Below are 25,701 nucleotides of genomic sequence, written 5' to 3' on the forward strand. Positions count from 1 at the left end.
CTTGTTGCATTCACAGAACCGGCGGGTGTCCGCCGGGGTCTCCCAACTCAGCCGACCCACCATCCGGTGCGCTGGCCGCGATGAAACTGGATAGTCTTTTCCTCGGTATAATCCTCGACGGCGCGTTTGCCGAGTTCGCGTCCCAGACCGGACTGCTTGTAGCCGCCGAAGGGCAGTTCGGGATAACCTTCCATGAACGTATTCACCCAAACCGTCCCCGAACGCACGCCGCGCGCCACCGACATGCACGTGTCGATACCGGCGCTCCACACCCCTGCAGACAGACCATAGGGCGTGTTGTTGGCAATGCGCAATGCCTCTTCAATCGTTTCAAAAGTGAGCACGGACAGCACCGGTCCGAACACTTCCTCGCGCGCGATCGCCATATCCTCCGTGACGTCACGGATGATGGTCGGATCGAGATATTGACCGGCATTGGATGGAAGCCGCGCGCCACCGGCGAAAACGCTGCCGCCGTCGGTCTTCGCCGCCGTCACATAGCCGGCTACCTTTTCCATATGGTCGGCCGAGATCATCGCGCCGACCTTGGTGCGGTCGTCGAGCGGATCGCCGACGCGGACCTTCTGGGATAGCGCCTTGACCGCGTTGAGGAAGTCGTCGGCGATCGCCTCATGCACGATGAGGCGGCTGCCGGCATTGCAGCATTCGCCGGCGTTGAAGAAGCCGCCGAACACCGCGGCATCCGCAGCGGCCTCGAGGTCGGCGTCGGGGAAGACGATCTGGCCGTTCTTGCCGCCGAGTTCCATCGAGACCTTCTTCAAGGAATCGGAAGCGGCGGCCATGGTTGTCTTGCCGACACGGGTCGAGCCGGTGAAGGAGACCATCCCGACCAGCGGATGGACGACCATCGGCACGCCGACATCGGCGCCGTAGCCTGCGAGAATGTTGACGACGCCGGCCGGCAGCCCGGCCTCGAGCAGGATGTCGCCGAGCACGAAAGTGGAAGCGGACGTCATCTCGCTCGGCTTCACCACCGCCGTGCAGCCGGCGGCAAGCGCGAAGGGCAGCTTTTGGCTGACGATCAGGAAGGGGAAATTCCACGGCGTGATGATCGAGACGACGCCGATCGGCTCGCGCAGCACGACGCCCAGCATGGAGTCGCCGAGATTGGCGTAGCTTTCGCCATGCAGCGTGCGGGCAAGCGAAGCGGCATAGCGCCAGATGTCGATCGCGCCGCCGATCTCTGCGCGCGCCTGGGCGATCGGCTTGCCGGATTCCAGCGCGTCGAGCCGCGCGATCTGCTCCATCCGCGTCTCGATCAGGTCGGCAGCCTTCAGCAGAACCGCCGCGCGTTCCGATGCCCTCATGCGCGGCCACGGACCGGTCTCGAAAGCCTTGTGCGCGGCCTGCACCGCCGCCTCGACTTCCGCCGCGCCCGCTTGCGCATAACAGGACACGACGAAGCCGTGGCCTGGGCTGGCGCGCTCTATGCTGCGGCCGTCGCAGGCATCGACATGCCTGCCGTCGATCAGCAGCTTGTAGGCCTTCGGCGCCTCAGACGCCTCGGCCGGCATGGCAATGTTGAGCTGTGCGTTCATCATGTCTTCTCTAGGATCTCGAAAAGGCCGGCTTCTGCTTGGCCTTGAACGCACCGACGCCGGCTTTGAGGTCGGCGGTGAGCGCAATGAAACCGCTGGCCAGCGCCTCGGTCGCGGCCGCATCTTCCTCGCCCTCGGCAACGCCGATCATCAGCTTCGCGGCCTCCGTCGCCAGCGGACCGCGCTCGGCGATCTTTTCGGCCCAGGCTTTGGCTTCGTCGAAAGCCTTGCCTGTTTCGGCCAGTCGGTCGACGACGCCGTGCGCGAGCGCGTCGGGTGCCAGGAAAATCTCGCCGCCGATCGCCATACGGCGCACGATCTGTGCGCCGAAGCGGCGTACCGCGCGCTGCGTGCCCGACCAACCGGGAACGACGCCGATCGAGGTTTCGGGGAAGCCGAGCTTCACCTGCGTTTCGGCGACGCGGAAATCGCAAGCCGCGGCCAGTTCCAGCCCGCCGCCCAGCGCATGACCGGAGAGCACGGCGATGGTCGGCTGCCTGAGCCGCGCCAGCCGGTCGAAAACGCGGTGGCCGTAGCGCACCCATTGCACCTGGAAGTCGGCGGCGCTCATGGCACCCCACGCCTCGACGTCGCCGCCGGCGCAGAAGCCCTTGCCTTCGCCGCGGATAAGCACGGCGCGAACGCCCTCGGCCAGTTCAGCTTGGTCAAGCGCCGTCTCGAGCGCGCGCAGCATCGGGATATCGAGGGCGTTGAACTTTTCCGGCCGGCGCAGCGTGACGATGCCGACGGCGCCGTCCCGCTCGAAGGTGACAAGCTCAGCCATGCGCGCCTCCGAGCGAAGCGCCGCCATTGAGCGACAGGCCGATCGGCCGGTCCTGATAAAGCGCCGCAGGCGTGACCTTGAGGTCGTTCGCCACAGCGAGCGGGATCTCGGCCTGCGCCAGCACATCGCGTTCGAGGTCGATGCCGGGCGCCAGTTCCGTCACCATCAGCCCGTCCGGCGTCAGCTTCATCACGCAGCGCTCGGTGACATAGGTGATGTCCTGCCCTTGGGTGACCGCCCGCTTGCCGGAGAAGGAGATGTGCTCGACCTCCGCGACCACCTTCTTGATCTTGCCTTCCTGGTCGATGCGGATGGCGCCATCCGTCAGCGAGAGTTTCGCGCCGGCATTGAAGAAGCCGGAAAAGACGATCTTCTTCGCGCGCGCGGTGATGTCGACGAAGCCGCCGGCGCCGGCGGTCACATGCGGCCGCGCCGAGAGCTTCGAGACGTTGACCGAGCCGTGGCGGTCGATCTGCAGGAAGGACAGCAGCGAGGCGTCGAAGCCGCCGGCCTGGAAATAGATGAACTGGTGCGGCGAGGGCATGATCGCCTCGGCGTTCGAGGCGCAGCCGAACTTGAAGTCGAGCAGCGGCACGCCGCCGACCGCGCCTTGCTCGATCACCCAGGTGACCTTGCCGTGCTGGCCTTCCTCGAGAAGGATGCGCGGCACATTGGCCGAGATGCCGAAGCCGATGTTGACGGCCATGCCGTCGCGCAATTCCATGGCGACGCGCCGCGCAATCACCTTCTGGATGTTCATCTCGGGCGTGCGGAAGGTCGACAGCGGCCGGAAGATCTCGCCCGAGATCGCCGGGTCGTAAGGCGTCTGCGTCGTCTGCAACTGGTCGGGCGCCACGACGATATGGTCGACCAGCACGCCGGGCACCCGCACATCGTGCGGCTTCAGGGTGCCGTTCTCGACGACGCGCTTGACCTGCGCAATGACGATGCCGCCATTGTTGCGGGCGGCCAGCGCCTGCTCCAGCCCGCCGAGATAGGCGCCCTCATGCTCATAGGTGAGGTTGCCGCGCTCGTCGGCCGTCGTGGCGCGGATGATCGAGACGTTGGGCACGATGGCGCGGAAATAGAGCCATTCCTCGCCGTCGAACTGCTCAACCGAGACGATCGGCTCGCTGGCCGCGGCGTTCATGGCGCAACCCTGATGACGCGGATCGGCAAAGGTGTCGAGGCCGACCTTGGTCAGCACGCCGGGACGTTTGGCGGCGGCCTCGCGATGCATGTCGAACAGGATGCCGGACGGCACGTTGTAGGCGGCGATCGAATTGTCGCCGATCATCTTCCAGATCTCCGGCGGCTCGGCTGAGGAGGGGCCGGACGGATAGGAGCCGCAGAGCGTGCGCTTGAGCAGGCCCGGCTTGGCGAGATGGTCGATGCCCTTGATGCCGTACATGTCGCCGGCGGCGATCGGATGCAGCGTGGTGATCGCCTGCGGATGGCCTTCCGCGTCGAAACGCTCGCCGATCGCGGTAAGCACGGCGTCGGGGCAGCCGAGCCCGCTCGACGACGACACCGACACGACCATGCCATCCTTGATCAGGCTGGCGGCATAGGCCGCTGAGACGAGCTTGCTCACGCGATGCCCCCAAGTTGCGGGTCGATAGCGACGGCCTTGCCGGTGTTCGATGATTGCAGTGCTGCTTCGGCCGACGCCAGCGACCAGACGCCGTCCTCGCCGGTGGCGGCTGGCTGGCCTTCGCCGCGGATCGCGGCATGGAAGTGGCGCAGCGAGCGGGTGTAGAGATCCTCGCGGTCGAAGCTCAGCTCTTCTTCTCCGCTCGCGCTGCGCAGATGAACCGAGCCGACCGGCTTCTGCGTCATCACATTGGCGGCGATCAGCGAGCCTTCCGAGCCATGCACCTCGAAGCCGGTGCCGGCGAATTTCGTGGTGAAGCCCTCATGCGACTGCGCGATGACGCCGGACTTGAAGCGCCAGATGCACATGGCGCCGTCCTCCAATCCGCCGCCGGCCATGCCGGCGGCTTGCGTGAAGGCCGAAATCTCGACGGGGTCGTCGTCCAGCACGAAGCGCAGCGTGTCGGCATCATGCACGGTGATGTCGAGCACAACGCCGCCGCCGGCTTCGGGCTTGGTTATGCGCCAACCCTGCAGGTGTTCCGGCAGATAGACGGAATGAAAGACGCGCGCCGCGATCGGCTTGCCGATGCGGCCGGCGGCGATCGCCTCCCGCATGGCGCGGTGCGCGCCGGCATTGCGCAAATGGTGGTTGGTGGCGAAGACGATGCCGGCAGCTTTCGCGGCGACAACCATCTCACGCGCATCGGCGCTGGTCAGCGCCAGCGGTTTCTCGCACAGCACATGCTTGCCGGCCTTGATCGCGGCAAGCCCCTGTTCGAGATGCAATTCGTTGGTGGTCGAGATGTAGACCGCGTCGATGTCCGAGTTGAGTAGCGCGTCGAGAGACGAGACGGCGCGTGCGATGCCGTTTTCCCTCGCATAGGTCTCGGCCCGTTCCGGGCTGGAACTCATCACGGCGGCGACCTCGCCGTCGGCCTGCGCGCGGATGGCATCGATCATGAACTGTCTGGCGATCGTGCTGGCGCCGATCAGTCCCCATCGCACGCTCACGCCGCGTCTCCCACTTGGCTGTTGCGGTCCGGGCCGCTGCTTTCCCGCACGACCAGGCTGACGGCACCGATATGGTTCTCGGCGCGCGTGGTGCGCGACTGGATCATCTTCAGCATGACGTGCGCCGCGCGCTCGCCGAGGCCTGCGGTGTCGACGGCGACGCTGGTCAGCGCCGGGCTGTAGTGCTCGGCCTCGGCGACGTCGTCGAAGCCGACGACGGCAAAGTCTGCGCCCGCCTCGAGACCGCGTTTGCGCAATGCCAGCATGACGCCGAAGGCAACCGCATCGTTAAAGCACAGCGCCGCGGTCGGTGGTTGCGGCACGGCAAGGGCCGTCTCCAGGCAGGCTATGCCGCCCTTGCGGCTGGTTTCGCCCTCGACGATCAGCCGGTCGGAAGCTGGGATGCCGAGCGTTTCGCAGGCTTCAAGGAAGCCGCCCAGGCGCTCCTGATAAACAACGAGATCGGATGAACCGCCGAAGAAGGCCAGGCGGCGATGGCCCCTGCGGATCAGATGTTCGGCGGCAAGCACCGCGCCGCGATGATTGTCCGGCGCGATCACCGGAATGCGGCTGTCCGGCAGCCTGCGCATGGTGAAGACGATCGGGACGCCGGCCGTCTCGATGCGGCGGAAGGTACCAGGCGTGGTGCCGCGCGCCGGCGAGACGATCAGGCCGGCGACGCCCTGTTCCATCAGCGACTTCAGCACCTCTTCCTGACGCACCGGGTTTTCCGCCGTGTTGGCGATGAAGGGGACGACGCCCGCCGCCTGGAAGACGCGCTCCATGCCGACCGCCAACTCGGCGAAAAAGGGGTTGGTGAGATCGTTGATCACCATGCCGATGACATTGGAATGGGCCTTGCGCAGATTGGCGGCGCCGCGGTTGTAGACATAGCCGACATCCTCGATCGCCTTGCGCACCTTGACCGCGGTTTCAGGCCGGATCAACCCGCTGCCCTGCAGTACGAGCGATACCGTCGATTTGGACACGCCGGCCTCGCGAGCGATGTCCAGGATCGTCGCCTTGGCCCGGCTGGCCATCCTCGTCATGTCCTCCAAGTTTCGAGAAAATCTATTGGAACGTTCTAATCATCGATCCAAATCCGAGTCAATCACGATTCCGCTGAGATTCGAAAAATTGATTGGAGCGGTTCAAAACGTCAATGAATGTAAGGGCTATCCGAAGGAGACACAATGTCTTCCGGCTTGGATGCCGTGAATCTAAAGGTTCTTGATTTATTGGAACGTTCCATTTATAGCGACCGCACGGGAGAGTTCCATGGACATCACCTTGCCTGCGGCAAACGGCGACCGCGTCAGCTACCGGCTTGTCGGCAAACCGGTCGAACCGATCGAGGGCGCACGCTTTTCGCGCATCGCCTATGCCGCCGCCCATGTCGTTGCCGATCCCATCGCCATGACCGATCCGGGGTCGCGGCCAGCGGTCGACTGGAACAGGACGATGGCGTTCCGCCATCATCTGTGGCGGCTCGGCTTTCGCATCGCCGAGGCCATGGATACCTCCCAGCGCGGGATGGGTTTCGACTGGGCGAGCGCGAAGGAGCTGATTCGCCGCTCGATCGCGGAAGCCAAAACGGTGCCGGGCGCCGACGTGGCGTCGGGGGCGGGGACCGATCACCTGGCGCCGGCGGCGGCCAAGACGCTCGACGACGTCATCGGCGCCTATGAAGAGCAATTCGCCTTCATCGAAGGCGGGGGCGGCAAGGCAATCATGATGGCGAGCCGCGCGCTGGCGGCGGTGGCCAAAGGGCCGGACGATTATGCCCGCGTTTATGAGCGCATGCTGTCCCAGGCATCGGGCAAGGTCATCCTGCACTGGCTGGGCGACATGTTCGATCCGGCGCTCAAGGGCTATTGGGGCAGCAACGATTTCGATACCGCGCTCGACACGGTCGTCGCCATCATCGAGCGGCATGCGGGCAAGGTCGAAGGCATCAAGATATCGCTGCTCGACGCGGAGAAGGAGGTCTTGCTGCGCAACCGGCTGCCCGACGGGGTGGTGATGTTCACCGGCGACGATTTCAACTATCCCGAACTGATCGCCGGCGACGGCAGGAAACACTCGCACGCGCTGCTCGGCATCTTCGACGCCATCGCGCCGGTGGCAAATGCCGCGCTGGCGAAGCTGGCGGAAGGTGACAAGGCCGGCTATGACGCGCTGATGGCGCCGACCGTGCCGCTGTCGCGAAAAATCTTCGAGGCGCCGACCGAATACTACAAGGCCGGCATCGTCTTCATGGCCTGGCTGAACGGGCATCAGGACCACTTCACGATGGTGGGCGGCATGCAATCGGCGCGCGGCATATGCCACTACGCGGATGTCTTCCGGCTCTCCGACCAGGCCGGGCTGCTGGCCGACCCCGATCTTGCCATCGCCAGGATGAAGACCCTGCTGGCGGTCGCGGGCGTTTAAGCCGGTCCCCGTGCGAGGATTTGCGTTTCGGCGATAAATCGTATTCGCTTGCCGAAAAGTAGGCGCGGGCGCACATGGCAATGGCGGACAAAGTCGCCCCGGCAGACAAGGTCGCCCTGGCAGACAGGGTTGCGCTTGTCACCGGGGTTACCGGGCAGGACGGGGCTTATCTGGCTGAGCTGCTGCTCGGCAAGGGCTATGTCGTCCACGGCGTCAAACGCCGGTCGTCTTCCTTCAACACCGAGCGCGTCGACGACATCTATGTCGATCCGCATGAGAGCGGCGCGCGCTTCTTTCTGCATCATGGCGATCTGACCGACGCGACCAATCTGATCCGCCTCGTGCAGGAGACGAAGCCCAGCGAGATCTATAATCTCGGCGCGCAAAGCCATGTCCAGGTGAGCTTCGAGACGCCGGAATACACCGCCAATGCGGATGCGCTGGGGACGCTCAGGCTTCTCGAAGCGATCCGCATTCTCGGCCTCGAGAAATCGGTGCGCTTCTACCAGGCCTCGACCTCGGAGCTCTATGGCGAGGCCATCGAAACTCCGCAGAACGAGAGCACGCCATTCCGGCCGCGCTCACCCTATGCGGCAGCCAAGCTTTATGCTTACTGGATCACGGTCAATTACCGCCAGGCCTATGGCATGTTCGCCGCCAACGGCATCCTGTTCAATCACGAGAGCCCGACGCGTGGCGAAACCTTCGTTACCCGCAAGATCACGCGCGCCGTTGCCGCGATCCATCACGGCCTGCAGGACACGCTCTATCTCGGCAATATCGACGCACGTCGCGACTGGGGCCATGCGCACGACTATGTCGAGGGCATGTGGCGCATCCTGCAGCATGACGAGCCGGACGATTTCGTGCTCGCGACCGGCGAGGCGCATTCGGTGCGCGAATTCGTGGAACTCGCCTTCGCCGAGGCCGGACACCGCATTCGCTGGCAGGGCAGCGGCGCCGATGAAGTCGGCATCGACGCAGCCACCGGCGCCGCGCTTGTGCGGATCGATCCGCGCTACTTCCGGCCGACCGAAGTGGATACGCTGGTCGGCGACGCCGCCAAGGCAAGAAAGGTTTTGGGCTGGTCGCACACCATCGGCTTCAAGGATCTGGTAGCGGAAATGGTTCGGGCCGATCTGATGCGCGCCGCCGGCGCTACTTGGCGCAACGGCCGTTCAACCTAGGACTCCGCGCTTATGGACAAGAGTTTCGATCTCAAAGGAAAGCGCATTTTCGTTGCCGGCCATCGCGGCATGGTCGGCTCGGCCCTGGTGCGCCGCCTGGCCGGCGAGGATTGCGAGATCGTGACCGTGGCGCGCAGCGAGCTCGACCTTCTCGACCAGGCCGGCGTGCGCCGCTGGATGGAGGCCCGGCGGCCGGACGCCGTGATCATGGCGGCCGCCAAGGTCGGCGGCATCCTGGCCAATGACAGCTTCCCGGTGGATTTCCTTTACGAAAACCTCGTCGTGCAGACCAATGTCGTCGAGGCCGCCTTTCGCAGCGGGGTGCAGAAGCTCCTGTTCCTGGGCTCGTCCTGCATCTATCCGAAGCTTGCGCCGCAGCCGATCCCGGAAGACGCGCTGCTCACCGGCCCGCTCGAACCCACAAACGAATGGTACGCCGTCGCCAAGATCGCCGGGTTGAAACTTTGCCAGGCCTACCGGCGCCAACATAGCGTCGACTACATCTCGGCCATGCCGACAAATCTCTATGGTCCGGGCGATAATTTCGACCTCGACAGCAGTCATGTCGTGCCTGCGCTGATGCGCAAGGCGCATATGGCGAAGCTAACCGGTCAAAAGACCCTGCAGGTGTGGGGTTCGGGCCGGCCGATGCGAGAATTCCTGCATGTCGACGACGCCGCCGACGCCTTTGTCTGGCTTTTGAAGACTTATTCCGGCGACGGCCACGTCAATGTCGGTAGCGGTGAGGACATCACCATCGCGGAGCTTGCCGGCACCGTCGTATCGGTCGTCGGCGCCGGCGCCGAGATCGCGTTCGATCCGACGAAGCCGGACGGGATGCCGCGCAAGCTGATGGACGTCTCGCGCCTGTTCAAGACCGGCTGGAGGCCGGCCTATTCGCTTCGAGATGGATTGGAACAGACCTATGCCTGGTTCCTCGACCATGTCGAGAAAGGCGATATCCGTCTTGGCGCTGCATGATTCTCAATCGAAACTCATCGCGGCGACCAGGGAGGACGGTTTGGGCGGCCGGCTTCTGGCTATGGTCAACGCCAAGGCGCTTGCCGACTCGCTCGGCTATCGCTTCGGCTTTGCATGGAAGCCGATCCATGACGATAAATTTCACTCGGTCGAGAAAGTCGACAAGATATTCTCCGCCGGTTTCATCGAGAAGCACTGGCTGGGGGAGACGGTCGAACCATTGGGTTTCGATGTTCTGGACGAGGTAGCCTTTAGCCGTGCCAGTCTCGATGCCGCGGCGGCACGGCGAAGGTTTCGCGGCTGGATCTGCAACGAGTTTGAGATACTGGATCATTTTCAGGGCGGACCCCAATTCGTCCGACGATCGGAGACATTGCGAGGTTTCGGTTTTTCCAGGGCCGTGAACCAGGCGCTCGACGCCGCCGACAGATGCCCGTTTCCGGGGCCGATCGCCGCTGTGCATCTTCGCAGCGGCGACATCGTGCGCGGCAAGTATCGCTTCATGCTGCATTTCAGCGACAAGGTAGTGGCCTCGACCTTGGTCAAAGCTGTCGCGTCGGAGCTTTCGTCAAAAGGCCTGACAACTCTTCTGATCGGTCAGGATCGTGAAACGCTCGAATATCTGCGGTCCGAAACGGGAGCCTTGCTGGGCGACGATCTGGGATCGGCGGAATTCGCAGATGAGACGCTCAAGGCATTCTTCGAGATGAGGCTGATGGCGCGGTGCCAGAAAATCTATGCAGGCGGCAGCGTCTATGCGTCCGTCGCATCGACGATGGGCGATGTCGGTCTCGTCCATCCGAAAACCTTGTTCGACAGTTCGAGAGCCGCGGAAATGATTCTGGCTGAACTCAGCCGACATCAGGGCGATTACCACCCGCTTGAGGCGGCCTTCGGCTATCAAACCGCGTTTCTTGATCTCGAGAATCAAATCAATCCCGCGCGGGCCAGAGACATCCTGGAAAAGGCTCACGCGCTGGATCCGCACAACGACGTCTATCCGCTCAAAATCGCGGCGGCTTTTTTTCGCGAACGCGACTATCGGTCCGGCGAAGCCGTTTTGAAAGCGCTCCTGACAAGTCAGTTCGAAGCCTCTCCCGCAATGCCGTTGCGAGCGATTGGCGTGCTGGTCTGCCGAACATGGCGCGGTGATGTCATGTCGAAGGATTTCGAGTCCTTCTTCGCGGCGGCCGCAGAGGGGCATCCCTACGCCGCGGCGTGCTCGGCGCATATCCTCCATGCAACATTCGGGAAGGTGAAGCCGGCTCTGCGGATGATTGCAAGATCGCTGGAGGCGGAACCGGCCAATGCCTTGTTCAAGAGAATCAAACGGCACATACGGCCATTGACGACGCCTCAGTCCGGTCCTCTGGCGAAGGCGCGGCTGCGACTCTGGAAGGCGGGGATCCGAATATAGGGACCGCCGCTGCGGTCTTTGCCGCGGCTGCATTAGGGAGATCAAAAGCGGTAGTTCAGACTCAGAGAAACCGTATGGGTGCTAGGCTTGACGAATGTTGGACCAACCAACGCGCTGTCGTCTTGGAAATTATGATCCGAGAAATGCGCGTAGGCGTAATCAAGGCCGACAACCCATTTGTCATTGAGCGCGTAGTCGGCGCCGACACCGATCGTCCAGCCGATATAAGTCCTGTCAAACTTGGTATCGCCAAAACCGAGAACGCTATATCCGGTATCGTGCAGGTGCAGGAAGGCCACGCCGCCCTTAACGTAGGGTAGGAAATTGCCCATCGCATATCCGGCCTTCGCAACGATATCGCCTTGCCAATCGGCAGCGGTCTCGAACGTTTCAGTGTCGATTGTCGGCACCGTCTTCTTGTTGAACACCGCAACCAGGCGGGCCTCCGCTCCGAGAACGAAATTGTTGTCGAACTGGTATTGATAGCCTACTTGGCCGCCAACCGATGCCGAGGTGCTATCACCATCGTATTCGCTAGGATCGTTATTGGGGATCGTCACATCGCCCTGGAGAAAATTGACGCCGGCCACTGCGCCAATATAGGCGCCTGTCCAATTGTAGGACGTGGGCTCGACCGACAATGCATCCGCAGCAAAGGCTGACGAACAAAACCCAACAAGCATTGCCGACGTGAGTAGAACTTTCCTCATGATTCGCCTGTCGCTCCCGATCCGCCATTGCACCTAAGGGTTGATAGCATGGCTTTCAGGGGTTGCGCTGTAACACAGCGGCAACAGTGGCGCTGGAGGAGCTTGGCCTGACGTGCCGCACGCGACCGGAGGCTAGGCCGGGCGGAGGCTGCAATATACCCAGCCGGTGTGCTCGGGGTCCACTGGCGGAGATCGGCTAATTTAATGGTAGGATGGTGGGCGTGACAAGGATTGAACTTGTGACCCCTGCAATGTCAATGCAGTGCTCTCCCGCTGAGCTACACGCCCATCCGAAGCCGCGCATACACCACTTTTGATCCGGCGCGTCAATAGCGGGAATGTGGAAAGACGGCTTCCGTTTGTCGCATCGGTGCGGCGCATCGTCGATGCCTGCCGAAGTGGCTCAGGCCGCCTGCAGCATCTTCTCGACCTCGTTGACGAGATCGCGCAGGTGGAAGGGCTTCGACAGCACCTTGGCGTCCTTGGGCGCCTTGGAATCCGGATTGAGCGCGACTGCGGCAAAGCCTGTGATGAACATCACCTTGAGGTCCGGATCGATCTCGGTGGCGCGGCGGGCAAGCTCGATGCCATCCATCTCCGGCATGACAATGTCGGTCAGGAGCAGCGAAAAAGGCTCTTCGCGCAGCCGCTCATAGGCGCTGGCGCCATTGTCGAAATCGCTTACCTGGTAGCCGGCGCGTTCCAGCGCCTTGACGAGGAAGCGGCGCATATCGTCGTCGTCTTCCGCCAGCAGAATGCGTGCCATCATATCCCGTCCGAATCACCCGCCCCAAGCCTGCCGCCGGGCAAGGCTGTTAACCATGCTGTATATGAGGATGTGTCGGTAAACATCAAGTGAATGAAGGGCGTCCCGCATCCGGTTCAAGCTGCGGTTTCGTCGCCCGAAATGCTGGACATGCCGCACGCAAGGTGGCAAGTTTTACGTCATGATGCAGTGCTGTTTCCTGGTTCGTGCAAATTGAAAACGGCAGCCGAGGATTTTTCGGTCGTCCCACCCTTCGAAATCCGATCGGGCGCCGAGCAGCGCGTCCCTTTCCTGTTCAACTCACCGCATAGCGGCCGCCACTATCCGGAGCGCTTCCTGGCCATGGCGCGGCTTGACCGCAACGCCATCCGCCGGTCGGAGGACTGCTATGTCGAGGAGCTTTTCGGCGGCGCCGTGCCGCTCGGCGCGCCACTGCTGGCGGCCAATTTTCCGCGCGCCTATCTCGATGTCAACCGCGAGCCGTGGGAACTCGATCCGCGCATGTTCGCGGAGCCGGTCCCGTCCTTCTGCAACATCCGTTCGGCGCGTGTCGCCGGCGGGCTGGGCACGGTGCCGAAGCTTGTCGGCGAAGGCCTCGATATCTATCCCGGCCGCCTGCCGCTGGCTGAGGCCGTGGCGCGCATCGAAGCGGTGTACAAGCCCTATCACGAGACGCTGAAGCGGCTCCTGGCCAGAACGCATGCCAGGTTCGGCTATGCCGTGCTGATCGACTGCCACTCGATGCCGGCCAGCATACGCGTCGGCGACAACGGCGTGCGGCCCGACTTCATCATCGGCGACCGGTTCGGAATTTCGGCCTCGCCGGCGCTCACCGAGATGGCCATCGGCCTGCTTGTCCGCATGGGCTACACCGTCGCGCATAACAAGCCCTATGCGGGAGGGTTCATCACCGAACATTACGGCAGGCCGGCGCGGCATCTGCATGCGTTGCAGATCGAGGTCAATCGCGGGCTTTACATGGACGAGCGGACGTTCCAGAAATCGGCCGGCTTCGACGCCTTGGCCTGCGACCTGACCCGCTTCTCGGCCGACCTGATGTCGATGCCCGACCACCATTTCGTCGATTTGCCGCTTGCGGCGGAATGACGGCGCGGTTGGCGCGCCGAGTTCTTGCATACGCAATTCCGGACGGAAAACCGCTTCACACTTTCCCGGAATTGCCTGAAAAAAAGACCGCATCGTTTTCACGACACGGTCGAAGTCTAGGGAGGAAACGCCCAAGGAGGGCATGGACAGGAAAACCTGTCCGATGACAAAATTATTGTGCGCCGCACAAATGTCAATCGACAGCGGGCTTTTTTAATTCAATATGATGTGGAAATTCCGCTTCGGCGGTTCAGATGTGACATTCGGGCAACAGAAAACGGGCGTCTGACCGGTCTTCAGCGCGCCTGTTCGGCGAGAAACAGGCAGCCGGCAACGGCCGCGATGGGGGAGAGCGACTTGGATATCAGCACCGATTTCATGCGGCGCATCGCGCATGCCGCCGCCGCCGAAACCCTGCCGCGCTTCCGCAGCCAGGGGGCGGTCACCAACAAGCTTGCGGGAAGCTTCGATCCGGTAACCGAGGCCGATCGCGAAGCCGAACGCGCGATCCGGGCGCTGATTTCGTCCGAATATCCCGAGCACGGCATCCTCGGCGAGGAGCATGGCAGCCAGAATCTCGCCAGCCGACATGTCTGGGTGATCGACCCGATCGACGGCACCCGCGCCTTCATTTCCGGCATCCCAGTGTGGGGAACGCTGGTCGGGCTGACCGTCGACGGCGAGGCGGTCGCCGGCATGATGTCACAACCCTTCACCGGCGAGCTGTTCTACGCCAACGCTTCCGGGTCGCATTATGAGGGACCGGGCGGCCCGCGCCGGCTCGCGACCCGCAAGACGACCGAACTCGCGCAAGCGACGCTGTTCACGACTACGCCGGCATTGTTCCAGGGCGATGCGCGCAAGCGCTATGACCAGTTCGAGACAAAGGTGCAGCTCGCCCGCTACGGCACCGATTGCTACGCCTTCGCCATGCTGGCGGCCGGCAGCATCGACATCGTCGCCGACCCGGGCCTGAAGCCCTACGACATCGTCGCGCTGATCCCGATCATCGAGAAGGCCGGCGGCGTCATCACCACTTTCGAAGGCGGGCCGGCAGAGAAGGGCGGCGACATACTGGCGGCAGCGACGCCCGAGCTTCACGCGGCAGCGATGGCGGCGCTGCGCGGCTGAGCACCAGGCGGCCCAAGAGACCGTTTCATGCAAAGCCGGTGCAGACTGCGGCGCGCTCTAGCTCTCGGTTGACGAAGGGTCTGCAAGGCGCAAGCCCCACAGAATGAGCGCGAAAGCAATGAGGCCGGTTGGCGCCGACGAATATCCGATGCCCTTGATCGCCGTCTCCTGAAAGGCGCTGCCGTGGAAGGCTCCGGCCGCCAGGGGCATCGTCTCGTTGCCGGCACCCCAGACGCTCGCCATCACGTAGGCGGCCAGAATGGCAAGAGCCGAATAGATCAGAAGCCAGAACGCAACCCGCGATGCGGCGGCGCTGAGATTGAGCCTTTCCCAAAGGAGACCCAGCGCCAGCAGGAGAACGGCCTCCAGGCCGCTGAGCGTATGCGCCGACAGCCCCAGGCGCGGTGCGGCGAGGTACGGGATTGCAAATCCTTCGAACGACGAAAACAGCAGCAGGGCGACGCCGATCTGCAACAGGCGATGCCCCTGACGTGACAGCGATGCGTTCATGTCCGTTCCTCCTCCCGGCACTCTCAGCTGGCGCATGGCGCCCGGAAGGTATCTAGCGCTCCGTGCCTTGGCGGAAACGAGGTGTCGCTCCCGCGCGGGCGCGCCTTCCAGTCAGCCGTTTGTGCCCGCGTTTGCCGCAGGATTGGGAATGACTATGCAGCTGACAACGCCGGCAACGCTGGCAGCTTTCAGCCGAGATTTGGCGGACGGAGCGCCGAGGTCGCGAACACATTGGCCATGAAGCTCGTGTGCCGGCCGTAACGCGCCGCCAGCGGCGGCCCCCCACGACCGGGCGTCAAGTGGCATCGCCGGTGCCGGGAATGAAGGCGTCGAAAGCGGCCAGGAGCTGCTCGCGATATATGTCCTTCTCCTGCAGGATCTCGTGTTGCGCGCCGTCAATCATCAACAGCGAGCCGACGCGCAGTTTCCTGGCATAGGCCTCCACCGCCTTGGTCGAGACCACCCGGTCGGCGCCGGCGGCGACGATCAGCATCGGCACCTTCACCCTTGCCATGAAATCCGGATCGCTGACGGCTTTCGCGGCCGCGGCGGCGGCCCTCAGCCAGCGGATGGTCGGACCGCCGAGCGCGAGCTGCGGCCAGGCCTCGTAGATACCGACATTGCGCCGGTAGCGCGCAGGATCCGAGGTCACCTTGTTCACCTCGAAAGCGGGCGGCACTTTCGGGCGCGGACCGAGCGCGGCATAGAGCCGGCCGAGACCCAGCGCGCAGAAAACCGTGCAGACGCGCCGGACCGTGGCGATCGAGACCGGCAGGTCCGGCACCTCGAGAAAAGGAGCCAGCAGCACCATGCGTCGCACCCGGTTGACCATCGACGGCGAGGCAAGCAGCGCAATCACCGCGCCCGTGGAGTGCGCGAGGATGTAATAGGGGCCGCGGCAGTCGGGCAGCACGATTTCTTCGAAGAATTGCTCGAGATCGCGCGTATAGTCACGGAAGCTGCGGACATAGCCGCGCTGGCGGTCACGCAGCAGGCGGCTGGAATCGCCCTGGCCGCGCCAGTCGAGGATGGCGACGCCGAAGCCGCGATCGGCGAGATCGCGGATGGTCTCGAAATATTTCTCGATGCATTCGTTGCGCCCGGTCAGCAGAACCACCGTGCCCTGCAGCGGGCGGCTGACGGCGGCAAAGACGCCATAGCGGATCTTCTTGCCGTCGCGTGTGGTGAAGAAGCCGCCCGCGGCATTCTGCGGCGCGGGATTGTCCTCGGTCAGATGGAAAAGATCCGTCATGCGGCGTCGTTGCTTGTTTTTTGCCCGGACGGGCGAGGCGTCGGCATGGTGATAGACGGCCAGGCGGCAAAAGCAAAGGCGTTGCGAGGATTTACGCGGTTGCCGCGCATGACCCCCGAAAATCGGAATCGAATTCGGAAAGGATCATGCGCGAAATCAAAAGGGCTACTGCGTCCTTAGCGCGTCCAGAGGACGCGCGGCGCTGTAGCGCGGGGAAGGCCGGAAGTGCCTGCGGTGCACTTCCGGCCTCTGTCGATCCGGGAGGAAGGGACGTTGCACCCGGTTCGGCCTCGTCGCGGCGCAGGGAAGGGGGGCGCCGCTTGTCTCTCTGTCTTGACGCAATTCCGGACGGAAAACCGCTTCACACTTTTCCTGGAATTGCTCGAACTTGACCAAAGCCTAATGCCGCATGACTGAACGGATGCCGAAGCCGTGGTTCATCCACCGTTCATGAACGTGGCTGCATTGCGACCAAGGAAACCTTGAAATGGCTTTTTGAGCTTCCCAAATGAACGCTGTGGCCGCCGATGTCGGGGCCGCTGGCCTATCCGGAACGCCTTTCGAGGGTTTCGCACAGGGTCATACGCAAACCATGTTGCTCAAAAGGAGAACACTCATGCGTCACGTTGATTTTTCCCCGCTTTATCGTTCGACCGTCGGCTTCGACCGGCTGTTCACCATGCTCGATTCACTCGGTCAGCCCGAGACCGCGCAGACCTATCCGCCCTATAATATCGAGCGCACGGGCGAGAATGCCTATCGCATCTCGATGGCCGTTGCCGGCTTCTCGGAAGACGAGATTTCGATCGAAGCCCACCGCAACGTGCTGACCGTCAAGGGCGAGCGCAAGGAAGAGAACAACAGCGAGGGTTCCGAGCTGCTTTACCGTGGCATCGCCTCGAGGTCCTTCGAGCGCCGCTTCCAGCTCGCCGACCACGTCGAAGTGGAAGGCGCCACGCTGAAGAACGGCCTGCTCTTCGTCGATCTCAAGCGCAACATTCCCGAGGAGCTGAAGCCGCGCAAGATCGCGATCACCTCGTCCGCGGACAAGGCCAAGCAGATCGAAACCAAGGCCGCCGCGTAACCCGCGGGGCCCGTAGTAGACAACGTCTCCCTCCCGAGACGAAAGCGGCGCCGCGAGGCGCCGCTTTTTATTGTGCCACCGGCAACGCGCCGTTCTGGCTCTTTTGAAGCATGCAGCGGCGGATCATGAAGGGCGATGTCCGATTTTTCCCTGCTGCTGACACTCACCGTTGCAATCACTTTCCTGCTCGCCGGTATCGTCAAGGGTGTCACCGGCATGGGCCTGCCGACGCTGGCCATGGGATTGCTTGGCACCATCATGCCACCCGTGACCGCGGCGTCGCTGCTGATCGTGCCGTCCTTCGTCACAAATGTCTGGCAGCTTTTCGCCGGCCCGAGTTTTTCGGCGGTCCTGCGCCGGCTTTGGCTGATGATGGCGGGCATTCTGATCGGCACGATCGCCGGCTCGCGGCTGCTCGCCAGCGACAATGTCAAATGGACGACGGCAGGTCTCGGCGCGGCATTGATCGTCTATGCCGCCTATAGCCTGCTCGCGCGGCAGCCTGTCGTTCCCGAGAAAAGCGAGCGCTGGTCGTCGCCGGCCGTGGGTTTCCTCACCGGCCTGGTCACGGGCGGCACCGGCGTCTTCGTAGTGCCTGCCGTGCCTTACATCCAGGCGCTCGGCTTGAGCCGGGACGATCTGATCCAGGCGCTCGGTCTTTCCTTCACCGTATCGACGATCGCCCTGGCGCTGGGCCTTGCCTCGCATGGCGTCTTCGAGGCGGGACATCTGGCGATGTCCTCGCTTGCCGTGCTGCCGGCCCTGCTCGGCATGTGGCTGGGGCAAATCCTGCGCCGGAAGATCAGCCCGGCAATTTTTCGCCGCTGGTTCCTGATTTTTCTGGTCCTGCTCGGCGTCGAGTTGTTGCTGCGGCCCTTTGTGGCCTAGCTGCAGCGGCCTACTTATTATTTGCCGCAAGAACGGCTTCGACATTCCGCCGGTGAACGGCTTCGTATGGCGCGAAATACTCGGTCGCCGTGGTGGCGAAAATCTCGGCGCCGAAGGTCCGCAGATCCTGCTTGGCTAGGTCGGGGTCTTGCCGGCAGGCAAGCAGCTTTCGGACGTAAGCCTCGGTGGCGTCGATGAAGCTTCTGTCATAGCCGCCGGCTTCGATCGCCTCAAAGGAACCGTGGTTGGGCAGAATTCGATCGAACTGCCAACTGGACATGCGCCCAAGGTCGACCAAATGCTCGCTCAGGCGCTCCGGCTCCGACACATAGGTGACGGAGTCTTCCAGCGTGTCGCCTGCCAAAAGCAGGCCGGCGTCGGGCATCAGCAGCACCGTGCCGTCATGGTTGTGGATCTCGACCTGGCGCAGTTCGACGGGGACCCCCCCGACCGTCAGGCTGAGGCTGTTGTCGAAAACCCTGTTGGGCAGCACAAGCGGCTTGATCGGCGGATTACCGTCCTCGATGTCGGCCCGGCCGCGTTCGAGCGCCAAGGCGGTGAGGCGGTTGGCGATGATGTCGCAATCCTCAAACACCTCGTTGCCGGCGATATGGTCGTCATGCCAGTGGCTGAGCACGACGCGGATCGAGGTCACGCCCATCTCTTGGAGGGTTTTTCGGATGAAGCGGGCATGGGGCAGGGATATGTGCGTGTCATAGACAAGCGCCTGCGAGCAGTCGACGATCGCATAGGTGCAGATGCCAAGCGTGTAAGCGCCGTCGTCGAGCCAGTTCGGCTCGTGCGACCAGATGCGAACGCCTTCGATGCGGCCGTCATAGAAGCCCAGCACGTTCGGCGCCGGACGGACCAGCCGCATCGTCGAGCCGAGAGGCGGCTTGGTCATCTGGCTGCTCCCGAGTGCCGCAAGCTCAGCCAAGCAGCTGGCCGAGACGGTCGATCTCTTGGGTCGTGGTGGCGAAGCTGGCGACGAAGCGGTAGATCGCTTCATTGTCGCCGAGGTGGCCATCGAACCCCTGCGGCACGCCCCATTCGTAGAATTTGGCGCCGGCCGCTTGCAGCTTTTCCGCGGTGGCCCGACCGAGGATGGCAAACACTTCGTTGGCCTGCGGCAGCCAGGCGAGCTTGCCGGCCGGCGCATCCTCGATCGTCTCGGCCAGATGCGCGGCCATCGCATTGGCGTGGCCTGCCATCCTCAACCACAGATCGTCGGTAAAATAGGCCTCGAACTGGGCCGAGATGAAGCGGGCCTTGGAAAAAGTCTGTCCGGCGCGCTGGCGCAGCAGGCGCAGATCCTTGCCGACGTCCGGATTGAGAACCACGACCGCATCGGCCATCCAGCAGCCATTCTTGGTGCCGCCGAAGGATATAAGATCGACGCCGCTCTTCCAGGTCATTTCGGCCGGGCTGACGCCGGTCGCTGCAATCGCATTGGCGAAGCGCGCGCCGTCCATGTGCAGCGGCAGCTTGTGGCGGCGGCTGACCTCGGCGATCGCCTTGACATCGTCGACGCTGTAGACCGTGCCGACCTCGGTCGCCTGGGTCACGGTGACCGCCATCGGCTGGCCGGCGGGGGCCAGGTCCTGCGAATATCGCTTGATGGTCCGGTCGAGAGCCTCCGGGGTCATGCGCCCCAGCGGTCCCGCCACCGGCGCCATGCGCGCGCCGCCGGTGTAGAAACCCATCGCGCCGAACTCGTCGACATTCATATGCGCTTCGTAATGGCAAAGCGCGATGCCGCCGATGCGGTTCAACGCAGCCATCGAAAGCGCGTTGGCCGCCGTGCCGGTCGCGACGAAGAAGACCTGCACCTCGCGCTCGAAGATCTCGTTGAAGCGACGATAGACGGCGCGGTCCAGATCGCCGTCGCCATAGGCGGTCGCGATGCCTGCGGCATGGCGCGACAGGTTGGCCGAAATGTCGGGATGGACGCCCGCCCAGTTGTCGGATGCAAAGAACATCGAGAAATCCGTATCGTGATTGGCGAAAGCGGCGGGACTTGACCGCTTCGGCAGTCGAAGCGCAAGGGCCAATCGTCGGCAAAGCGGTGAAGCCAGCAATCGACGCCAAAATGCCTGGATCAAAGCTTGCGTTTCCGGCGCCTTTCACGAAATTTTGTGTCGTGGCACGCCCAAGTTTTTTGTGAATCGGTCTTGTGCGACTGTCTGATTTCTGCCATAAAAAATTTAGGACAGTAGTGCTGTCTTATTTTGTCGCACAAAACAGGCCGGACTGGCGTATCATCGCTGCCATTCCGGCCATTGTCGCGAGCGGCGGGTAGACGGCCCGGCTCTGGCCTGTACGATACCGGATGCGAACCGGGCGTATAGCCGTTTGGTTCGGTGGATTTCGCGAGACGTGCAGCAACATGAAGGGGAAGCATCATGCTTCCCAAGGCAAACCAGCGTCCTGAGACAGTCGGGGCCAAGGTGGAGAACGGAGGATAGGACGATGACGGAACTGACGCCATCTGCGATCAACGGCCGGGCCGCGCAGACGAAAGCGGCAGCCGTTAAAAATACCGTCCTGGCCAAAGGGCTGCGAACCGCCAACGGCATGACCGCGCAGGGCCTCTATGATCCGCGCAACGAGCACGACGCCTGCGGCGTCGGCTTCATCGCCAACATGAAGGGCGTGAAATCGCACGGGATCGTCGAGGACGGCCTGGCGATGCTGGAAAACCTCACCCATCGCGGCGCCGTCGGCGCCGATCCGCTGGTCGGCGACGGCGCCGGCGTGCTGGTGCAGATCCCGGACGCTTTCTTCCGCGAAGAAATGGCGGTCGTGGGCGTCGAGTTGCCGCCGGCCGGCCAATATGGCGTCGGCCACTGGTTCATGCCGCAGGACGCGGCGCTGCGCGCCCATATCGAAGAGATCATCGCCGAATCCGCGCAGTCGGAAGGGCTGCCGCTTATCGGCTTCCGCGACGTGCCGGTCGACAATTCGTCGCTGTCGAAGGCGCCGGATATCGTGGCGTCCGAGCCGTTCCATCGGCAGGTGTTCATCGGCCGCACGGCCGACATCCCGGACGACGAGGAATATGAGGCGCGGCTTTACCTGCTGCGCAAGGTGATCTCGGGCCGCATCTATGCCGAGAACGACAACAAGGATGTCGGCGCCTATTGCGTGTCGCTGTCGGCGCGCACCATCGTCTACAAGGGCATGTTCCTGGCCTATCAGGTCGGCGCCTATTACAAGGACCTCAGGGATCCGCGTTTCGAGACGGCGCTGATCCTGGTTCACCAGCGCTTCTCGACCAACACCTTCCCGTCATGGAAGCTGGCGCATCCCTATCGCATGGTCGCGCATAACGGGGAGATCAACACCGTGCGCGGCAACAACAACTGGATGGCGGCGCGCCAGGCCTCGGTCGATTCCGAGCTGTTCGGCAACAACATTTCGAAGCTCTGGCCGATCTCCTATGAAGGCCAATCGGACACGGCGTGCTTCGACAACGCGCTCGAGTTCCTGTTCCAGGGCGGCTACTCGCTCACCCACGCCATGATGATGCTGATCCCGGAAGCCTGGGCCGGCAACAAGCTCATGGACGCCGACCGCAAGGCTTTCTACGAGTACCATGCGGCGCTGATGGAGCCGTGGGACGGACCGGCGGCGGTGGTCTTCACCGACGGCCGCCAGATCGGCGCCACGCTCGACCGCAACGGCCTGCGCCCGGCGCGCTATATCGTCACCGACGACGACCGCGTCATCATGGCGTCGGAGGCCGGCGCGCTGCCGGTGCCGGAGGAAAAGATCGTGCAGAAGTGGCGGCTGCAGCCCGGCCGCATGCTGCTCATCGATCTCGCCAAGGGCCGCATCGTTTCCGACGAGGAGATCAAGTCGGAGATCGCGACCAGGCACCCCTACAAGACCTGGCTCGCCAACACGCAGCTGATCCTGGAAGATCTGAAGCCGGTCGAGCCGCGCGCGCTGCGCAAGGATGTCAGCCTGCTCGATCGCCAGCAGTCCTTCGGCTACACGCAGGAAGACACCAAGCTTCTGATGGCGCCGATGGCCACCACCGGCCAGGAAGCCGTCGGCTCGATGGGGACCGACACGCCGATCTCGGCGATGTCGGACAAGTCGAAGCTGCTCTACACCTATTTCAAGCAGAACTTCGCCCAGGTCACCAACCCGCCGATCGACCCGATCCGCGAGGAGCTGGTGATGAGCCTGGTATCGTTCATCGGACCGCGGCCCAACATCTTCGACCTCGTCGGCACGTCGCGCCGCAAGCGGCTCGAGGTGCGCCAGCCGATCCTGACCAATGGCGATCTGGAGAAGATCCGCTCGATCGGCCACACCGAGGACCGTTTCGACACCAAGACGATCGACATCACCTATGGCTCGAACGAGGGCGCCGCCGGCATGCAAGGCGCCATCGACCGGCTCTGCGAGCGCGCGGAGGCGGCGGTCGCCGGCGGCTACAATATCATTATCCTGTCTGACCGCCAGGTCGGCCCGGACCGCATCGCCATTCCCTCGCTGCTGGCGACGGCGGCCGTGCACCATCACCTGATCCGCAAGGGCCTGCGCACCGCGGTCGGCCTCGTGGTGGAATCCGGCGAGCCGCGCGAGGTGCATCATTTCTGCTGCCTGGCAGGTTACGGCGCGGAGGCGATCAATCCCTATCTCGCCTTCGACACGCTGCTCGACATGCACAAGCGCGGCGAGCTGCCGGAAGAGGTCGACGAATACGAGGTGGTCTCGCGCTACATCAAGTCGATCGGCAAGGGCATCCTCAAGGTGATGTCCAAGATGGGCATCTCGACCTACCAGTCCTATTGCGGCGCGCAGATCTTCGACGCCATCGGGCTGAAGTCGGACTTCGTCGAGAAGTATTTCACCGGCACGGCGACGCTGATCGAAGGCGTCGGCCTGGATGAGATCGCCACCGAGACGCTCAGCCGCCACAGCGACGCCTTCGGCAGCGATCCGGTGCTGCGCAACAATCTTGAGGTCGGCGGCGAATACATGTTCCGCATGCGCGGCGAGGCGCATATGTGGTCGCCCGATGCGGTCGCCAGCCTGCAGCACGCCGTGCGGCAGGGCTCATGGGACACGTTCAAGGACTATTCGGCGCAGATCGACAGCGCGACCGCGCGCGCCCAGACCATTCGCGGCCTGTTCAAGATCAGAACAGCGGAAGAGACCGGCCGCAAGAAGGTCGCGATCGAGGACGTCATGCCGGCGGCCGAGATCGTCAAGCGCTTCTCGACCGGGGCGATGTCGTTCGGCTCGATCTCCAGGGAAGCGCACACCACGCTGGCGCGCGCCATGAACGCCATCGGCGGCAAGTCCAACACCGGCGAGGGCGGCGAAGAGGCCGACCGCTATCTGCCGCTGCCCGGCGGCGGCAAGAACCCGGAACGCTCGGCGATCAAGCAGGTCGCCTCGGGCCGCTTCGGCGTCACGGCGGAATATCTGGTCAATTCCGATGTCATGCAGATCAAGGTGGCGCAGGGCGCCAAGCCCGGCGAGGGCGGCCAGCTGCCCGGACACAAGGTCGACGCGACCATCGCCAAGGTCAGGCACTCGACGCCCGGCGTCGGCCTGATCTCGCCGCCGCCGCATCACGACATCTATTCGATCGAGGATCTGGCGCAGCTGATCTACGATCTGAAGAACGTCAATCCGGCGGCCGATGTCTCGGTCAAGCTGGTGTCCGAGGTCGGCGTCGGCACGGTCGCGGCGGGCGTCGCCAAGGCGCGCGCCGACCACATCACCATCTCGGGCTATGACGGCGGCACCGGCGCTTCGCCGCTGACCTCGCTCAAGCATGCCGGCAGCCCGTGGGAAATGGGCCTTGCCGAAACGCATCAGACGCTGGTGCTCAACGGCTTGCGCTCGCGCGTCGCGCTGCAGGTCGATGGCGGCCTGCGCACCGGGCGCGACGTCATCATCGGCGCGCTGCTCGGCGCCGACGAGTTCGGCTTCTCGACCGCACCGCTGATCGCGGCCGGCTGCATCATGATGCGCAAGTGCCACCTCAACACCTGCCCGGTCGGCGTGGCGACGCAGGACCCGGTGTTGCGCAAGCGCTTCAAGGGCACGCCGGAGCACGTCATCAACTTCTTCTTCTACGTGGCGGAAGAGGTGCGAGCGCTGCTTGCCGACATGGGCTTCACCCATATCGACCAGATCATCGGCGACACCGATCTCCTGGAAAAGCGCGACGTCATCCAACACTGGAAGGCGCGCGGGCTCGATTTCTCGAAGATGTTCTTCAAGCCGGACGCGCCGCATGAGGCGCTGCACTGGACCGAGCGGCAGAAGCATCCGATTGACGACGTGCTCGACCGCAAGCTGATCGAGCTGGCGAAGCCGGCGCTGGACGCCAAGCAGCCGGTCACCATCGAGCTGCCGATCCGCAATGTCGACCGCTCTGTCGGCGCCATGCTGTCGGGTGAAGTCGCCAAGCGTTTCAAGCACAAGGGCCTGCGCGAGGACACGATCAAGGTGAAGCTGACCGGCACCGCCGGCCAGTCCTTCGCCGCCTTCCTGGCGCGCGGCGTCTCCTTCGAGCTGGTCGGCGCCGGCAACGACTATGTCGGCAAGGGCCTGTCGGGCGGCCGCATCGTTATCCGGCCGCCGCAAGAGGCCAAGATCGTCGCGGCGGACTCGATCATCGTCGGCAACACGGTGCTCTACGGCGCCACCGAAGGCGAGGCGTATTTCGCCGGCGTCGCCGGTGAGCGTTTCGCCGTGCGCAATTCCGGCGTGGCGGCCGTCGTCGAAGGCGTCGGCGACCATGGCTGCGAATATATGACCGGCGGCATCGTCGTCGTGCTCGGCAAGACCGGGCGCAACTTCGCGGCCGGCATGTCGGGCGGCGTCGCCTATGTGCTGGACGAGAAGGGCGATTTCGCCGAGCGCTGCAACATGGCGATGGTCGAGCTCGAGCCGGTTCCGGAAGAGGACGACCTGATGGAGAAGCTGCTCCATCACGGCGGCGACCTCGACCACAAGGGCCGCGTCGACGTGTCGGGCGACATGACCAGCCATGACGAGGAACGGCTCTACCAGCTGATCTCAAACCACGTGCATTTCACCGGTTCGGTACGCGGCCGCGAAATCCTCGACGATTGGCAGAACTTCCGGCCGAAATTCCGGAAAATCATGCCGGTGGAGTATCGCCGCGCACTGATCGAGATGGAACGCATGCGCATGAGCGTGGCGGCGGAATAAGTTTTCGGGCACGGCCGGGAAGATGACTTTCCGGCCGGCATCCTCACCAACAATCCTGACCCGCGAGCATGACCCCGAA

Annotated in this window: 20 protein-coding genes and 1 tRNA gene; 9 read left to right on the top strand and 12 right to left on the bottom strand. The window is 63.6% G+C overall.

Annotated features, from left to right (window positions below; genetic code table 11):
- Positions 1 to 47: 47 nt before the first annotated feature.
- The 5 genes from LB515_RS11525 to LB515_RS11545 are packed head-to-tail and all read right to left on the bottom strand — an operon-like array spanning position 48 to position 5,990.
- Entirely contained in the window at positions 48 to 1,559 is a 1,512-nt protein-coding gene (locus LB515_RS11525) for an aldehyde dehydrogenase family protein (RefSeq protein ID WP_224707780.1), read from the bottom strand.
- 10 nt (positions 1,560 to 1,569) lie between these two features.
- On the bottom strand, positions 1,570 to 2,343 hold the full coding sequence (locus tag LB515_RS11530; RefSeq protein ID WP_224707781.1) for an enoyl-CoA hydratase/isomerase family protein: 774 nt from the start codon (positions 2,341 to 2,343) through the stop codon (positions 1,570 to 1,572).
- Positions 2,336 to 3,937, bottom strand: a complete 1,602-nt coding sequence (locus LB515_RS11535) for an acyl CoA:acetate/3-ketoacid CoA transferase (protein WP_224707782.1) — start codon at positions 3,935 to 3,937, stop codon at positions 2,336 to 2,338. The genes LB515_RS11530 and LB515_RS11535 overlap by 8 nt, the downstream gene beginning before the upstream one ends.
- A complete protein-coding gene (locus tag LB515_RS11540; RefSeq protein WP_224707783.1) occupies positions 3,934 to 4,950 on the bottom strand; it encodes a Gfo/Idh/MocA family protein in 1,017 nt (338 codons plus the stop codon). Before LB515_RS11540 ends, LB515_RS11535 begins: the two co-directional genes overlap by 4 nt.
- Complete coding sequence (locus LB515_RS11545) at positions 4,947 to 5,990, bottom strand: LacI family DNA-binding transcriptional regulator (RefSeq protein ID WP_224603665.1); 1,044 nt, start codon at positions 5,988 to 5,990, stop codon at positions 4,947 to 4,949. The genes LB515_RS11540 and LB515_RS11545 overlap by 4 nt, the downstream gene beginning before the upstream one ends.
- Positions 5,991 to 6,228: 238 nt before the next feature.
- Here LB515_RS11545 and LB515_RS11550 point away from each other — a divergent pair, with 238 nt between their 5' ends.
- The 4 genes from LB515_RS11550 (at position 6,229) to LB515_RS11565 (ending at position 10,968) form a co-directional block, all read left to right on the top strand.
- On the top strand, positions 6,229 to 7,383 hold the full coding sequence (locus LB515_RS11550) for a dihydrodipicolinate synthase family protein (protein ID WP_224707784.1): 1,155 nt from the start codon (positions 6,229 to 6,231) through the stop codon (positions 7,381 to 7,383).
- A gap of 80 nt (positions 7,384 to 7,463) precedes the next feature.
- A complete protein-coding gene (gene gmd, locus LB515_RS11555; protein ID WP_224707785.1) occupies positions 7,464 to 8,570 on the top strand; it encodes a GDP-mannose 4,6-dehydratase in 1,107 nt (368 codons plus the stop codon).
- Positions 8,571 to 8,582: 12 nt separating this feature from the next.
- Positions 8,583 to 9,551, top strand: coding sequence for a GDP-L-fucose synthase (gene fcl / locus LB515_RS11560; RefSeq protein ID WP_224631062.1), 969 nt, complete (start codon positions 8,583 to 8,585; stop codon positions 9,549 to 9,551).
- Positions 9,538 to 10,968 carry a tetratricopeptide repeat protein gene (locus tag LB515_RS11565; RefSeq protein WP_224707786.1) on the top strand — a complete coding sequence of 477 codons (1,431 nt, stop codon included), beginning with the start codon at positions 9,538 to 9,540 and terminating at the stop codon, positions 10,966 to 10,968. Before fcl ends, LB515_RS11565 begins: the two co-directional genes overlap by 14 nt.
- Before the next feature lie 41 nt (positions 10,969 to 11,009).
- Here the strand turns inward: LB515_RS11565 and LB515_RS11570 are convergent, their stop codons facing one another.
- The 3 genes from LB515_RS11570 to cpdR form a co-directional block, all read right to left on the bottom strand.
- Positions 11,010 to 11,678, bottom strand: a complete 669-nt coding sequence (locus LB515_RS11570) for an outer membrane protein (protein ID WP_224707787.1) — start codon at positions 11,676 to 11,678, stop codon at positions 11,010 to 11,012.
- Positions 11,679 to 11,891: 213 nt separating this feature from the next.
- A tRNA-Val gene (locus LB515_RS11575) sits at positions 11,892 to 11,966 on the bottom strand.
- A 115-nt stretch (positions 11,967 to 12,081) separates the two neighbouring features.
- Positions 12,082 to 12,444: a cell cycle two-component system response regulator CpdR gene (gene cpdR / locus LB515_RS11580; protein WP_006199474.1), complete on the bottom strand. Its 363-nt coding sequence runs from the start codon at positions 12,442 to 12,444 to the stop codon at positions 12,082 to 12,084.
- A gap of 150 nt (positions 12,445 to 12,594) precedes the next feature.
- On the opposite strand from cpdR, the gene LB515_RS11585 reads away from it, so the two are divergent.
- Together LB515_RS11585 and hisN are read left to right on the top strand one after the other, a co-directional pair.
- Entirely contained in the window at positions 12,595 to 13,551 is a 957-nt protein-coding gene (locus tag LB515_RS11585) for an N-formylglutamate amidohydrolase (protein ID WP_224707788.1), read from the top strand.
- 357 nt (positions 13,552 to 13,908) lie between these two features.
- Complete coding sequence (hisN, locus tag LB515_RS11590; protein ID WP_140632455.1) at positions 13,909 to 14,682, top strand: histidinol-phosphatase; 774 nt, start codon at positions 13,909 to 13,911, stop codon at positions 14,680 to 14,682.
- A gap of 57 nt (positions 14,683 to 14,739) precedes the next feature.
- On the opposite strand, the gene LB515_RS11595 is transcribed toward hisN, so the two are convergent.
- Together LB515_RS11595 and LB515_RS11600 are read right to left on the bottom strand one after the other, a co-directional pair.
- A complete protein-coding gene (locus LB515_RS11595) occupies positions 14,740 to 15,192 on the bottom strand; it encodes a hypothetical protein (protein ID WP_224707789.1) in 453 nt (150 codons plus the stop codon).
- Between the two features lie 295 nt (positions 15,193 to 15,487).
- Complete coding sequence (locus LB515_RS11600; protein ID WP_224707790.1) at positions 15,488 to 16,444, bottom strand: alpha/beta fold hydrolase; 957 nt, start codon at positions 16,442 to 16,444, stop codon at positions 15,488 to 15,490.
- Positions 16,445 to 17,060: 616 nt separating this feature from the next.
- Between LB515_RS11600 and LB515_RS11605 the strand changes: the two genes are divergently transcribed.
- Complete coding sequence (locus LB515_RS11605; RefSeq protein ID WP_095766320.1) at positions 17,061 to 17,528, top strand: Hsp20 family protein; 468 nt, start codon at positions 17,061 to 17,063, stop codon at positions 17,526 to 17,528.
- A 135-nt stretch (positions 17,529 to 17,663) separates the two neighbouring features.
- On the top strand, positions 17,664 to 18,416 hold the full coding sequence (locus LB515_RS11610) for a sulfite exporter TauE/SafE family protein (protein WP_224707791.1): 753 nt from the start codon (positions 17,664 to 17,666) through the stop codon (positions 18,414 to 18,416).
- 10 nt (positions 18,417 to 18,426) lie between these two features.
- Here LB515_RS11610 and LB515_RS11615 read toward each other — a convergent pair whose 3' ends face one another.
- Together LB515_RS11615 and LB515_RS11620 are read right to left on the bottom strand one after the other, a co-directional pair.
- Positions 18,427 to 19,320 (bottom strand): MBL fold metallo-hydrolase, encoded by an 894-nt coding sequence (locus LB515_RS11615; protein ID WP_224707792.1) that lies wholly within the window; start codon positions 19,318 to 19,320, stop codon positions 18,427 to 18,429.
- 25 nt (positions 19,321 to 19,345) lie between these two features.
- Entirely contained in the window at positions 19,346 to 20,395 is a 1,050-nt protein-coding gene (locus LB515_RS11620) for a threonine aldolase family protein (RefSeq protein ID WP_224707793.1), read from the bottom strand.
- Between the two features lie 490 nt (positions 20,396 to 20,885).
- Between LB515_RS11620 and gltB the strand changes: the two genes are divergently transcribed.
- Positions 20,886 to 25,622, top strand: a complete 4,737-nt coding sequence (gene gltB, locus LB515_RS11625) for a glutamate synthase large subunit (protein ID WP_224707794.1) — start codon at positions 20,886 to 20,888, stop codon at positions 25,620 to 25,622.
- The last annotated feature ends 79 nt before the right edge of the window (positions 25,623 to 25,701 follow it).

Origin of the sequence: Mesorhizobium sp. CA15, assembly GCF_020165215.1 — a bacterium.
Lineage (GTDB): Bacteria > Pseudomonadota > Alphaproteobacteria > Rhizobiales > Rhizobiaceae > Mesorhizobium.

Excerpts from the sequence above, each read along its gene's own strand:
- LB515_RS11525 (WP_224707780.1), bottom strand. The coding sequence starts at position 1,559 with ATGAACGCACAGCTCAACATTGCCATGCCGGCCGAGGCGTCTGAGGCG.
- LB515_RS11530 (WP_224707781.1), bottom strand. The coding sequence starts at position 2,343 with ATGGCTGAGCTTGTCACCTTCGAGCGGGACGGCGCCGTCGGCATCGTC.
- LB515_RS11545 (WP_224603665.1), bottom strand. The coding sequence starts at position 5,990 with ATGGCCAGCCGGGCCAAGGCGACGATCCTGGACATCGCTCGCGAGGCC.
- LB515_RS11550 (WP_224707784.1), top strand. The coding sequence starts at position 6,229 with ATGGACATCACCTTGCCTGCGGCAAACGGCGACCGCGTCAGCTACCGG.
- gmd (WP_224707785.1), top strand. The coding sequence starts at position 7,464 with ATGGCGGACAAAGTCGCCCCGGCAGACAAGGTCGCCCTGGCAGACAGG.
- fcl (WP_224631062.1), top strand. The coding sequence starts at position 8,583 with ATGGACAAGAGTTTCGATCTCAAAGGAAAGCGCATTTTCGTTGCCGGC.
- LB515_RS11570 (WP_224707787.1), bottom strand. The coding sequence starts at position 11,678 with ATGAGGAAAGTTCTACTCACGTCGGCAATGCTTGTTGGGTTTTGTTCG.
- cpdR (WP_006199474.1), bottom strand. The coding sequence starts at position 12,444 with ATGGCACGCATTCTGCTGGCGGAAGACGACGACGATATGCGCCGCTTC.
- LB515_RS11585 (WP_224707788.1), top strand. The coding sequence starts at position 12,595 with ATGCCGCACGCAAGGTGGCAAGTTTTACGTCATGATGCAGTGCTGTTT.
- LB515_RS11595 (WP_224707789.1), bottom strand. The coding sequence starts at position 15,192 with ATGAACGCATCGCTGTCACGTCAGGGGCATCGCCTGTTGCAGATCGGC.
- LB515_RS11600 (WP_224707790.1), bottom strand. The coding sequence starts at position 16,444 with ATGACGGATCTTTTCCATCTGACCGAGGACAATCCCGCGCCGCAGAAT.
- LB515_RS11605 (WP_095766320.1), top strand. The coding sequence starts at position 17,061 with ATGCGTCACGTTGATTTTTCCCCGCTTTATCGTTCGACCGTCGGCTTC.
- LB515_RS11610 (WP_224707791.1), top strand. The coding sequence starts at position 17,664 with ATGTCCGATTTTTCCCTGCTGCTGACACTCACCGTTGCAATCACTTTC.
- LB515_RS11615 (WP_224707792.1), bottom strand. The coding sequence starts at position 19,320 with ATGACCAAGCCGCCTCTCGGCTCGACGATGCGGCTGGTCCGTCCGGCG.
- LB515_RS11620 (WP_224707793.1), bottom strand. The coding sequence starts at position 20,395 with ATGTTCTTTGCATCCGACAACTGGGCGGGCGTCCATCCCGACATTTCG.
- gltB (WP_224707794.1), top strand. The coding sequence starts at position 20,886 with ATGACGGAACTGACGCCATCTGCGATCAACGGCCGGGCCGCGCAGACG.